The following is a 12,183-nucleotide window of genomic DNA, read 5'->3' on the forward strand; positions in this document are numbered from 1 at the left end:
GGGCGGCGCGGCGGGGCCGCCCCTCGGGCTCACTCCACCGCGGCCTGACGCCGACGGAAGCGGCGCACCTTCTCCACCAGCGTGTTCGGCATCATCGCCTTGGCGCCGTTGCGCACGTTGCGCGCCAGCTCCTCGGACTGGGTGAACCAGCGCCCGGTCCACGTGCCGGCATGCACGCGCACGGACACGGTGTTCCGCTGCTTCGCCACCCAGTCGGACTTGTACGTCTCCGTGCCGCGCAGGAAGTCATACTCCGTGCAGCCCGACGCAATCGCGTCCCGGAACGTCTCGCCCACCAGCACCAGGCCCACGCTGCGGTTGCGCCACTCCGGGTCATACCCGGACTGGAAGTACACGAAGCTGTTCCGGTGGAGGATGCCGTACACCGAGGCCACCGCCCGGCCCCCCACCTTCATCGTGTACATGCGCAGCCGGCCCCGCTCGGCCAGCAACTGCGTGGCATCCCGGTGGAACGACTCCACGCCGCTGCCCTTGATGCCCTGCGAGCCCCCGTCCGACGCCCACCGCGCCGAGTGCAGCCGGAAGAAGTCCGTCAGCGGCGCGGCCAGCTCGCCCGGCGCCTCCGTGCGCTCAATCCGGTAGCCCTCCTGCTTCTCCAGCCACTTGCGCCGGCGCAGGAAGTTGTCGCGCCGGCCCGTGCGCTTGAGGAACGCGTCGAACGGCTCCTTCGGGTCCAACGTGTCGTACGGGCACACGTACCGCTCCGCCACGCGGACGTCACCGCCGGGGAACGCCTCGCGCAGCACGTCCACCGTGGGCGAGCCCTCGCGCAAATCCGTGAGGTCCAGCACGTCCCACTCGTCGCGCAGCGCGTACAACATCCGCGCGAAGGTCCGCGCCACTTCCTGCTCGTGGCCGCGCTTCGCCACCACGTCCAGGTAGTCGCTGCCCACGTGCGTCTCGCCCAGGAAGCTCAGGCGCCGCACCGGCACGCCCGCCACGCTCCGGTACTCCACGGAGAGAGGCAGCAGCCCCACCAGCGCACCCGTGCGGTCCCTGGCCGTGAGCACCAGCGGACGCCGATTCGTCGCGATGCGCCGGCACCAGGGATAGAGCCACTCCCAGGCGTTGAAGGGGCCCGCGTCGCTCGCGTCGAGCAGCGCGTCCCACTCCTTCCGCATGCCCGCCAGCGCGGAGGTGCTGCCCACGGCACCCACCTCCAGCCACTGCGCGACCTGCGGCCCCTGCGTCAGCTCTTCCTCGCGAATCACCGCCCCGCCCTCCCGGAGGGACGGACGTCCCTCCCCTGTTCCCTGTGTCCTGCTCAGCCCGCGCGCTTCTTCGTCCGACGCTCCGACTTCAGCGCCTCGCGCACCGCCGCCGCCACGTCCGCCATCACCTCCGGCGACAAGTCCTGGTGGCACGGAATCTCCACAATCGACCGCCGCAACTGCGCCACCTCGGGGAATGCCGACGCGTCACACGCCGGGTGGAAGCGCTTCCAGAAGTCGATGGCGTCGATGCCCTGTGCCCGCAGCCGCGCCAGCACCTCCGCCTTGTCCTGCACCACCATCGGGTAGAACAACGGGCTCGCCCCCGGCGGCAGCTGGTTGAACAGCGGCGGAGACACGTCCCGCAGCCGCCCCAGCAGGAAGAAGTAGTTGCGCCGGCGCTGCTCGACGATGGACTCCAGATCCTGCGCCTGGGCAATCCGCTTCGTCAGCGGGCTCATGCCCAGGTCCACGTGCTTGCGGTCGAAGTGCTGTGTGCCCGTGGCGACGCGCTCGATGCTGGCCGCCTTCACCGTGCCGTGGCCCAGCGTGCGCACCATGCTGCGCAGCGAGCGCCCGAAGGCACCACCCCGCAGCTCCAGGTTCTGCAGGAGCGCGGACACCGTGTGGCTGAAGGTGGACGCGGACGGCGGCGCCGGAGGCTCCGGCAGGCTGTACTGGCGCGGACCGTTGACGACCAGCGCCCCACCATTGGGAACCGGCAGCGTCTTGTAGAGGCAGAAGATGCCCACGTCGCCCGTGGTGCCCAGCGGCACCGCGCCGTCCGACGACAGGAGCGACAGCGCGCAGTCCTCGATGAGGATGAGGCCGTGCTCGTCCGCCAGCTTGCGCATCTCCTGCACCGGGCCGGGGAAGCCGGCGTAGTGCGTGAGGTACAGGGCCTTCGTCTTCGGGCCGATGCGGCGGGCCACGTCCTCCAGGTCCACGTCCCAGCGGCTGCCCACGCGGTAGAAGCGCGGCGTGGCGCCCGCGTCCACCAGCGCCTCCACCTCCACGCCGTGGTGGTAGGCGGGCATCAGGACTTCACCCGCGTCCAGGCCCAGCATCTTCACCATGAGCCAGATGGCGTTGCGGGCGAAGTAGAAGTAGCGGACGTTGGGCGAGGAGAACGGGGGCAGCGCCCCCGGCTTCGGCCGCGACATCAACATGTGCGGCCAGAGCGTCGGCAGGGACGGAACGAACAGCTTCCCCGTGGGCTTCATCGCTTCCATCTCGCCACCACCTCTTTCATCGCGGGTCCCCACCGGAACTTGGCCGCGCACAGCGCCCGGCCGAAGGCGGAGTCATTGAACACGTAGAGCCAGGTGTGCCTGCGCGTCTTGTCCGTCCAGTCGCGCTTCCACACCATGTCCGGCCCCAGGAAGTCGAACTCGCCCAGGCCCCGGTCGATGCAGTCCCCCACCACCTCTTCCATGAGGAGCTGTCCCGGGCTGCACTCGCGCAGGCTTTCGTCGTAGCCGGGCTTCAGGAGGAAGTAGCGCCCGCCGTATTCCAGCCCGTAGTGGAAGGCCACCGGCTTGCCGTCCACGCGCAGGAAGTACAGCGCCAGGCGCTTGCGGTACGCCGCGTCCCGCGCCAGCTCCGTGTAGAAGCCGCGCGTGCGTGCGTCCTGCGCCATGGCCGTGCCGCGCTCGCCCTTCCAGCCGCTCTGCTCGAGGAGGAAGCCCTCCTCCAGCGTGCCCTCCAGGCCCAGGCCGCCGTCCACCCGCTCGAAGGTGACGCGGCCCCGCTCCTCCAGCTTGCGGCGCCGCCGCCGGCAGTTGGCCTTGAACTTGGACTGGAGCTTGCCCAGGTACGCGTCCCGGCTCGACGGCAGGGGAATGTAGGGCGACTGGAGCGACTCCCACTCCCCCACCGGCATTCCCGCCTCGCGCGCCCGCGCATGCAGCCGCCAGGCCGCGCCGCCGTCCGGCACGTCCGTCAACCGCAGCACATCCCACCCGCCCACCTCACGCAGGTGCGCGAGGAAGGCCTGCGCGGCGACGTCCGGCTCTTTGGCCAGCAGGTCGAAGCGACAGGAGTGGACATTCGCCATCGCGGAGAGCTGCCGCGCCGGCACCCCGTACAGGGTGGTGCGCTCCTCCCACAGGGGCAGCGCCGCCGTCAGCCGGCCGTCACCGTCGCGCAACGTGAGGACGCGCGGGCGCGCACCGGGCGCGAAGTTGTCCAGCCAGATGCGCAGGAACTCGTGCCGGTAGAACAGCTCGTTGGAGGTGGCCTCCACGAGCGCGTTCCACTCGGCTTCCAGGGTCATGAAGGCCGCCCGGTCGTTGACTTCCACGACGGACGGCCGGGCGTTGAGTTGTCTAGCTTCCATTATCGGGCGCCAAAGGTGGTGACGACGCCGCGCGGCTACAAGCCGCTGCGGGCCATCTTCAGGAGGCAGGAGGCAACCTTGCGGCTGTCGTGTCGGATCCTGGACCCCTCCTTGAGGAGGTCGGCCTGGACCGGCACCACGCCGGCGGCAATCAAGTCGCGGCGGTCCACCGGGACGACAAAGGAGCCACGCCGCGCATAACGCTTCATGGACTCGTCCGAGGGCGAGGTGCCATTCACCAGCACCGCGTCCAGCACCGGGCCCACGTGGTCGATGACGGCCTGCACGTGGTCCAGGCACGTCATGCCATCCGTCTCCCCCGGCTGTGTCATGAGGTTGGACACCATGACCTTCAGCGCGCGCGTCTCCTTCAGCGCCTGGGACACGCCGTCCACCAGGAGGTTGGGCAGCACGCTCGAGTAGAGCGAGCCCGGGCCAATGGCGACGAGGTCCGCGGTGTAGATGGCCTCCAGCAGCCCCTCCACCGGCGGAGGCGAGCGCGGGCTGAGCGACACCCGACGCACGCGGCCGTGGGCTCGGCAGATGTTGCGCTCGCCCACCACCTCCGTGTCGTCATGCATCTGCGCCACCAGCTGCACCGAGGACAGCGTGGAGGGCAGCACCTGCCCCCGCGAGCCCAGCAGCTCGCCGGACATGCGCACCGCCTCCAGGAAGTCCCCCTTCAGCTCCGCCAGCGCGGCGATGAGCAGGTTGCCCACCGCGTGCCCGGCCAGGCCGCGCGCCCCGCCGAAGCGGAACTGGAAGACGTCCTTCAGCGCATTCTTCCCACCCGCGAGCGCCACCAGGCAGTTGCGGATGTCGCCCGGAGGCAGCGCCCCGTGCAGGCGGCGAAGCCGGCCCGAGCTGCCCCCGTCGTCGCTCATGGCCACCACCGCGGTGATGTCCACGCCCGGGTCTCCGGGCCTGGGCAGCGCGCGCCGGGCCAGGCCGCGGAGCACCATGGGCAGCCCCGTCCCGCCGCCAATGGCGACGATGCGCGTGGGCCGCTCCACCTGGGGCTGCAAAAGCTCGTTGCGCTCGCGCTCCTGCTCCAGCCGGCGACGCGTGTCCTCCCAGCCATCCGGGAGCGACGAATCCAAGTCCATCCCCATCATTGCCCGACCCCCATCCACGACGCCCAAGACCCGCCACCCAACACCCGGCGGGCCCGCCGCGCTGGCCTCCTCATCCAAGAACGAGGCCAACGCAGCGGTACTGCCAGCAACGCTCTACCGAGCCCCACGACCGAGAAGCACATGCCTCACGGTGTGGAAGATGATTCCCACATCCAGGAACAGCGAACCGTTCTTCACGTAGTACAGGTCGAACTCGAGCTTGTTGCGCGCGTCCTCCACCGAGGCGCCATAGGGGTAGCGAATCTGCGCCCACCCCGTCAGGCCCGGCTTCACCGCCTCGCGCAGCCCGTAGAACGGAATCTCCTGCTTCAGTTGCTCCACGAACACCGGCCGCTCCGGCCGGGGCCCCACGAAGCTCATCTCCCCCATCAACACGTTGAAGACCTGGGGAATCTCGTCGATGCGCGTGCGGCGGATGAAGCGCCCCACCCGCGTGACGCGGTCGTCGTTGGCCCGGGCCCACACCGCGCCGTCCTTCTCCGCGTCGGTGCGCATGCTGCGGAACTTCCAGAGGTGGAAGGTGCTGCCCGCCAGGCCCGTGCGCTCCTGCTGGTAGAAGATGGGTCCCTTCGAGTCCAGCTTGATGGCCACCGCGACAATCAGCAGGAAGGGCGAGGCGGCCAGCAGCAGCAGCGAGGCCACCAGGATGTCGAAGCCGCGCTTGAGCGAGCGGCGCAGCGGAGACACCGTCAATTCGTCCGCGAAGGCGAAGTCGCTCGCCCGGAGGAACTGCACCGGAATGCGGCGCAGCACCCGCTCGCAGAACCCGGCCGCCTCGTACACCCGGCGGCCCTGCAGCCGGCAGCTCAGCAGGGACTCCACCCAGTTGGCCCCGCGCATGTCGTCCGCCGCCTGCACGACGTAGGACGCGTTGAGCCGCGACGCCATCTGCTCCAGCGGCTCGGCCGTGCCGCGCGGGTCCACCAGGCCCACCACGCGGTAGCTGCCCTCGCCGCCCGCTTCGATGGCGCTCGCCACCGCGCGGGCCTTGAGGCCGTCTCCCACGAGGAGGACGGTGTCCGGTGCGCCCACCAGCGCGCGGATGGACACCCGCACCATCAGGGTGCCGGCCAGGGCACCCATCGCCCCGCCCAACAACGTGCCGGGAGGCAGCATCACCGGCAGCACCAGCGGCACCACCAGCATCACCACCCCCGCCACCATGGCGGTGACACCCGCGGCCTTCAGGAACCGGTAGCCCCGCACCCGGTCCTCGGCCGCTACGCGCAAGTCATACAGGTCCAACAGGTACAGCGTGAACTGGAAGGTGACGACGAACGAGGCGCCCAGTCCCAGCAACGTGGGCCACATCTCGGAAAGTGGGGGACGAGTCCCCGCGGGTGCGAAGAGTGCCGCGCAGGCTGCCGCGCCCATGACACAGGCCAACGCGATCGCCGAGCTCTCGGCGAGGAAGAAAGTCAGTTTCTTTGCAGAGAAATAGTGGTGAAAAACGCGGAGCACGTGCCCCTCCAACCAACCCGCCCGACCACAACCTCGCATCCGCCTCCAGCCTCCCGCCCCCCGTTGCCAGGGGGCGAGAAGCGAAGGCCGCCCGGTGCTACTTCTTCTCGTAGTTTTTCAGGTACGGAGTCGCCTGCGTCTCCGCGCCGTTCAGCACGCACCCGAGGATGGGCGCGCCGCCCAGGCTCTCCACCGCCTGGTGCACCGACTTGCCCGGCGTGACGTTGGCGCGGATGACCATCAGCACCCCGTCCACCTGGTGACCCAGGATTGCCGCGTCGGCGAAGGGCAGCGTCGGCGGCAGGTCCACGTACACCTCGTCGAAGCCCTCGCGCACGGCCTTGAGGAACTGCTTCATCCTTGCGCTGGCCAGCACCTGCGTGGGCTCCTCCGGCGTGGCGCCGGCGGGGATGATGGCCAGGCGCGTGGAGTTGAAGCGCCGCACCACGTCCCGCACTTCACAGTCCCCCGCCAGCAGCTCGGCGAGGCCCGTCTTGTTGCGCATGCCCAGCATGGCCGCCACGCCGCCCCGGCGCAGGTCCGAATCCACCAGCAGGATGCGGCGCTCCGGGTTCGCCCGGGCCGCGGCGAGCGCCAGATTCACGCTCGTCACCGTCTTGCCCTCGCCGGGCATGGCCGAGGTGAGCGCCACCACCTTCATCGGCCGCAAATCCCGCATCCGCTCCAGTCTGTAATAAAGACTGCGGTACTGCTCCGCGGCCGCCGAAGCCGGTGCCGTCAGCGTTACCACGCGACGGTCCACCACATTCCCACCCGTCGCGTTGTCATCCACTCGGGGGAGGAAGTTGCCCGCCCGCTCCATCGTCTGATCCATCTCTCGGTCCTCCGTCCTTTCTTCGGCGACTCAGTTCAACGACGTGGGGGAAGACACGCTGTTTCGAGCCCCCGAAGCCGGCATCAGAATCCGCCGCTCCGTCTTGCCTTGCATATCCGGGACCACCGCCAGCACCGGCAGGGTGAGGCGCTCACGCACCTCGCTGCCATCGCGCAGGCTGTCGTCGCGCATCTCGAGCACCGCGCCGGTGAGGACACCCAGGCCGAGGGCGACCAGCAGCGCGACGAGCATGCCCGTCATGCGGTCCGGCCGGGCCGGAACCCCCGGCACGCCGGCCGGGGAGATGACGTTGAAGAGGCTCTTGGCGCTCTTGGCCTCCAGCTCCTGCGCCAGCTCGGCCTCCACCTTGCGGCTCACCACGCTCTGGTACTTGGTGCGGGTGATTTCGTAGTCGCGGTTCATCACCGCCAGCTCGTGCGCCCAGCGCGGGGTGTTGGTGAGCCGCGACTGGTAGACCTCGGCCTGCTTCTGCAGGTCGACGATGTCCTTCTGGACGGACTCGATGAGCTGGGCCACCCGGGTGCGCTCGGCGCGCTCGGCCCACAGCCGGCCTTCCGCGTCCTTGCGCTTGTTCGTCATGGTGTCGAGCTCCGAGGACAGCCGCTTGATTTCAGGGTGGTCATCCGTCCACTGGGTGCGGGCGTTGACCAGGGCGCGGGTGAGGCCGTTCTCCGCGGCCTCGAGCCGGCCGGCCTCGCTGTCCACCGCGTTGCGGGCGCGGGCCAGGTCGGAGCGGCGGGCCTCGGCGGCGCGCAGCTCCTCGGACTTGGTCTGCATGAGCTGGGACACGCGCTCCAGGCCGCGCATGTTCATCTCCATCTGCTCGGGCAGCTCGCCCAGGTGGTCCACCTTGAACTGGGAGATCTTGCGCTCCCAGGACGAGACGGCGCCGCCCAGGTTGACCATCTCATCGTTGAACAGCTCCGTGGCACGCGCGGCCTGCGTCTGGCGGATCTTCAGCGTCTCCGCGGAGAAGATGTCCGGCAGCCGGTTGGCCACCTGCGCGGCCACCTGCGGGTCGCGGTTGGAGTAGGTGAGCTCGAAGGCCGTGTCACCCTCCACGCGCACCGTGAGGTCCTTGCGCATCTGGGCGACCGCGGACTCCATGCCCTTCTCGGACACGATGTCCGGGTAGAGGTTCATCTCCTCGATGGCCTTCTGCAGCACGGGGCGGGCGAGCAGCTCCTGCCGCACCGTGAGCAGCCGCTGTTCGATGAGCTCGCTCACCGTGCGCTGCACCATCTCCTCGCCCGGCCGCTGCGGCTCCACGCGGACCACCACCGACGCGTCGTACATGCTCGGCCGCGTCATCACGATGGCCGCGCCCACCGCGAAAACGGCCGCTGCGATGGCTCCCACCAAGGCCTTGCGGCGCCACAGGGCAGCCAGCAGCTGGTCCGCCGTCATCCCTCGCTCCATGTTCCGCTCCTCCTCCATCCCTCTCGCTGTAGCTACCAAGGCGTCACCACCAGTCGGACGGCGAAGACATTGCGCGTCAGGTCCGCCGCGCCCGCCGTTTCCGCCACACCCACCTGAGCAATCCTGTCCACCGCCCCCTGCGCGGAAACGCGCCGGTTGATGCGGTACTCCACCCCACCACTCAAGGCATACCCCTGCGACACCAGCGGCGAACCGCTGAAGACGCCCCACTCCTGGTCCGGCGCACGGCCGTTACGGAAGAAGCTGGCCGCGCCGAAGGCGTTGAACCGCTGCGTGAAACGTCGCGCCAGAATCAGCGACGCGTAGTCCGCCCACACCGCGTTGGCGAAGCCGCTCGCGCCCACCAGGTCGTGACCCACCGCCACGCCCACGTCGAGCAGCTCGCCTTCCCGCTGCAACTCCAGAGTCACGCGCGGCACCCAGCCGCGCTCGATGCCATTCGCTCCCACGTAGTGCACCGGGCCCGCTCGGACGAGCAGCGTCGTGGGTCGCGTCAGCCGGTAGCGCAGGCCCGCCGCCACCCCGTGCGCCTGGGCCAGTTCCCCCTGGTAGAGGAAGCCCTGGTACCGGTACTCCAGGCCCAGGCTCAGCCGCCGCGTGGAGCGGTACCAGGCCTCCAGTGACGGGGTGTGGGCGTAGCCCGCCTGCTGCCCCGACTCGAGGATGCGCACCGCCTCGAACTTGTAGCCGGCGCGCACGTCCAGCCGCTCCGTGGCGCGCGCCGTGGCGCTCAGGTTCGCCTGGGCGAAGAACGTGGGCGACGTCGAGCGCGCCAGGCCGTCACGCGGCAGGGAGGACGGGTCCGTCACGCGGAACACCCGGACGGCCGAGTCCACCTTCAGCCGGCGCGTCAGCACGTGGTGGGCCTCGAGCCCCGCGCGGTGGTCCAGCGTCACCTTGCCGGAGCCGTGCCGCATGAGGAGGTCCGCCGCGTAGAAGCCGTCCAGCTTCAGCCGCCCGTCTCCCCCTTCCACACCCAGCCGCGGGGTCAGCTTCGTCATCAGCTGGCCGCCGGCCGCGCCATCCCCCAGCCGCAAGTCGTCGTCGTAGCGCTCCTCGGCGGTCAGCCGCACCTTCGGCTCCCACACCGCCGCGCCCCGTGCGGCTGGCGCGACGAGCATCAGGCCCGTGAGCAGCCACTTCTTCCAGTTGCCCTTCACCGTCGCCCTCCGTCCCACACGCCACCCACCGTCCCGAACCACGACGCCCAGACCTCTGTCACCCTTCACGGCACGACGATGGTGTCACCCGGCCGCAGGAACAGCTCCTGGCCACCGTCGGGCGAAATCAGGTCGCTGTAGCGCACCGGAATCTGGCCGCCGTTGGAGTCGGTGCGGATGACGACGATGCCGTCCGAGTTGGCGAAGTCCGTGAAGCCGCCCGCGAGCGCAATGGCTTGCAGGAGGGACACGCGACCCCGGAGCGGATAGGCGCCGGGGTTGTGGACCTCACCGGTGACGAACACCCGGCTGCTGTTCACCTCGCGGACAATCACCGTCACGCGGGGCTCCTGCACGTACGGCTGCAGGCTGTGCTTCAGGGCCTCGGCCAGCTCCGTGGGCGTCTTGCCCGCGGCCTGGAGCTCGCCCACCATCGGCATGGAGATGAAGCCGTCGGGACGGACCGGCAGCGTCCGCGACAGCTCCGGATCCCGCCACACGGCGATGTCCAGCACGTCCTCACGACCAATCCGGTAGGGCTGCTCCGAGTTGTCCACCTTCACATTCGGCTGGTGGGCACAGCCCGCCAGGAGCATCACGCCCAACACCGTCCAGAACCCCGCGCTCGTCTTGCCCATCGTCTGCTCTCCCTCGCTGCGGATGTCTCGCACGTGGCCTCGAAGTCTCGTGCGCCACGCTTCCGGCGGCAGTCCCATAGCAGCGGGTGTGCCACGCGACGTGGGAAGGGAAAGTCCATGGATCGTCGTGGGTTACGAAGTGCCCCACCTGGAGAGGTCCCCCGCTCCAGGAAATTTTTCCGGCATCGTACCGGCGTCCCATCCAGTGATTTCTGCAGGGAGGGGTCAGATCAGAGAAGAGGTTTACCCACCCCGGGCCACACGCCTTCCCATTCCACACGTGCCGTGCGTGGCACGCGGCTTGATAGGGAAGACGGGCGAGGCAACACGGTACACACAACAGGGGCCGGGGGGCCCGGGAGACAGGCAGATGAGGAAGGCGGCGGGGGCGGTGGCGGCGGCGTTCGCGATGGGCACTGGGGCCATGACGTTGATGGGAGTGTCGTTCGCGTCTCATATGGAAGCAGCGGTGTTGGGAGTGGTGGGACTGGCCCTCTACGCGAGCAGCTCGCTGCTCAACGGCAAGGCGACGGCAGCGGCGCCGACCGGTGGCGTGGCGAAGCAGGCGTAGATTTTCCAGGAGTCGGGGCCCGGTCTCTGTAGAAGAGACCGGGCCCCTTTTCGTTTGTGGCGCTGAGCGGCTACGTGGGCGGACTGCCTCTGGCTCGGCTGCCCTCCGAACGGAGAGCCGTCTTCACCTGCGCCGCTTCCATTCCGGCTCGCAGACAGAGGATTGCCCCGCCCAGGGCCGCGCGCAGTAGAAGCCCGTGGCGCAGGAGTCGGACACCTCGCGGTCGCAGCTGGGGGAGCACCGGCCGATATGGCAGGCACTTCCCTCAGGACATGGCGGGAGATCCTGTTCGCCACAAGGATGGACGCACTCCATCCACACCTCGCCCGGATGCTGCGGGAAGGCAGCCACGACACACTCGGCGCAAGAAGCATCATCCTGGCAGGAAGGCCCGTAGACCCGCGCACAGGACGAGGCTCCGTCTTTGTACCGCACGCACTGCTGGCCCTCCGGGCAGGGCCGCCCCAGACATGTGGGCAGGCAGACCGGCTCCGGCGCTACGTCCGCGCAGAAGAAGCCCATCGGGCAGCCGGCGGCGTCTTGCATCTGGCAGGGCCGCGCGCACCAGCCTTCACCACCGCATAGCAGCCCCGCGCCGCACGCGGACTCCTTGTCGGGCGGAACCTGCCAGCAGCGCTGCCCTTCCTGGCGTACGCCCACCTGAATGCAGAGGCGCACCAGGGGACCGCTGCTCCGGGTGGGCACGCCGCGGCACACCTGCCCGTCCGGGCACTGCGAGTCCGCGGTGCATTGGCTGTCCGTGCAGTACGTGGTCCTGGAACGGATGTCTTCCAGACACCCCAGTGGCACCTCGCACTCCGAGCTGTTCCGGCAGTCACGCCGGTACGAGTCGAGCCGAATCTTCTCCTCGGAGCCCAGGACGGGGCTGATGCGCGTATCCCGCGTGCGGGGCTCCCAAAGCTCCGGAAACCTGAGGCTGAGCACCAGCAGCACCAGAGGCAGCGGCAACAGAAAAGCCGCGATGACGCCTGCGAGTGCACGCGCTCTCATTCATCCTCTTCTTCTTGAGCGCTGATGGCCGCGGCACATTGCTCGATACATCCCCGGGTCGTGTGGCGGTCATTCGTACAGTAGAGATTGAAGATCTGGTCGGGGCATTCTTGAACGACCCGGTCACGGATGTCCGCGCGCATCGCGCGATTGGTGAAGCCCTCCTTTGAAACGGAGTGCGGGCAACCTGTCGCCATGCACAGCGACAGCAGAAGCCCTCCAGCAATCCGCCAGTGCATCGCCGGCCTCCGCAAAGTTCAGCGCCAGTATGCAGGCGGACGCTAACAGCGACGTGAGCGTTTGAGGGTATCCGCGCGCTTGAGGCTTCTTCTCCAGCAGT

The 12,183-nt window shown here is 69.3% G+C and carries 11 protein-coding genes; 1 reads left to right on the forward strand and 10 read right to left on the reverse strand.

The annotated features are described in order from the left end of the window. Positions 1-29: 29 nt before the first annotated feature. The 9 genes from OV427_RS01185 to OV427_RS01225 form a co-directional block, all read right to left on the reverse strand. Entirely contained in the window at positions 30-1,232 is a 1,203-nt protein-coding gene (locus tag OV427_RS01185) for a GNAT family N-acetyltransferase (RefSeq protein WP_267854267.1), read from the reverse strand. A 53-nt stretch (positions 1,233-1,285) separates the two neighbouring features. Then, positions 1,286-2,455 (reverse strand): DegT/DnrJ/EryC1/StrS family aminotransferase, encoded by a 1,170-nt coding sequence (locus OV427_RS01190; protein WP_267863338.1) that lies wholly within the window; start codon positions 2,453-2,455, stop codon positions 1,286-1,288. Then, a complete protein-coding gene (locus OV427_RS01195; RefSeq protein WP_267854268.1) occupies positions 2,452-3,570 on the reverse strand; it encodes a GNAT family N-acetyltransferase in 1,119 nt (372 codons plus the stop codon). The genes OV427_RS01190 and OV427_RS01195 overlap by 4 nt, the downstream gene beginning before the upstream one ends. A gap of 35 nt (positions 3,571-3,605) precedes the next feature. After that, entirely contained in the window at positions 3,606-4,685 is a 1,080-nt protein-coding gene (locus tag OV427_RS01200) for a gluconeogenesis factor YvcK family protein (RefSeq protein ID WP_267854269.1), read from the reverse strand. 114 nt (positions 4,686-4,799) lie between these two features. Further along, on the reverse strand, positions 4,800-6,167 hold the full coding sequence (gene exoE / locus OV427_RS01205) for a polyisoprenyl-phosphate hexose-1-phosphate transferase ExoE (RefSeq protein ID WP_267854270.1): 1,368 nt from the start codon (positions 6,165-6,167) through the stop codon (positions 4,800-4,802). Positions 6,168-6,264: 97 nt separating this feature from the next. Beyond that, positions 6,265-7,002, reverse strand: coding sequence for a CpsD/CapB family tyrosine-protein kinase (locus OV427_RS01210; protein ID WP_267854271.1), 738 nt, complete (start codon positions 7,000-7,002; stop codon positions 6,265-6,267). A gap of 30 nt (positions 7,003-7,032) precedes the next feature. After that, positions 7,033-8,460 (reverse strand): GumC family protein, encoded by a 1,428-nt coding sequence (locus tag OV427_RS01215; protein WP_267854272.1) that lies wholly within the window; start codon positions 8,458-8,460, stop codon positions 7,033-7,035. Between the two features lie 14 nt (positions 8,461-8,474). Next, complete coding sequence (locus OV427_RS01220) at positions 8,475-9,623, reverse strand: hypothetical protein (protein ID WP_267854273.1); 1,149 nt, start codon at positions 9,621-9,623, stop codon at positions 8,475-8,477. A gap of 65 nt (positions 9,624-9,688) precedes the next feature. Then, positions 9,689-10,261 (reverse strand): polysaccharide biosynthesis/export family protein, encoded by a 573-nt coding sequence (locus OV427_RS01225; RefSeq protein ID WP_324290048.1) that lies wholly within the window; start codon positions 10,259-10,261, stop codon positions 9,689-9,691. A 370-nt stretch (positions 10,262-10,631) separates the two neighbouring features. Between OV427_RS01225 and OV427_RS01230 the strand changes: the two genes are divergently transcribed. Beyond that, on the forward strand, positions 10,632-10,832 hold the full coding sequence (locus OV427_RS01230; RefSeq protein WP_267854275.1) for a hypothetical protein: 201 nt from the start codon (positions 10,632-10,634) through the stop codon (positions 10,830-10,832). A gap of 1,007 nt (positions 10,833-11,839) precedes the next feature. Here OV427_RS01230 and OV427_RS01235 read toward each other — a convergent pair. After that, positions 11,840-12,082 (reverse strand): hypothetical protein, encoded by a 243-nt coding sequence (locus tag OV427_RS01235; RefSeq protein WP_267854276.1) that lies wholly within the window; start codon positions 12,080-12,082, stop codon positions 11,840-11,842. Positions 12,083-12,183: the final 101 nt, after the last annotated feature.

This window comes from Pyxidicoccus sp. MSG2, assembly GCF_026626705.1.
Classification (GTDB): domain Bacteria; phylum Myxococcota; class Myxococcia; order Myxococcales; family Myxococcaceae; genus Myxococcus.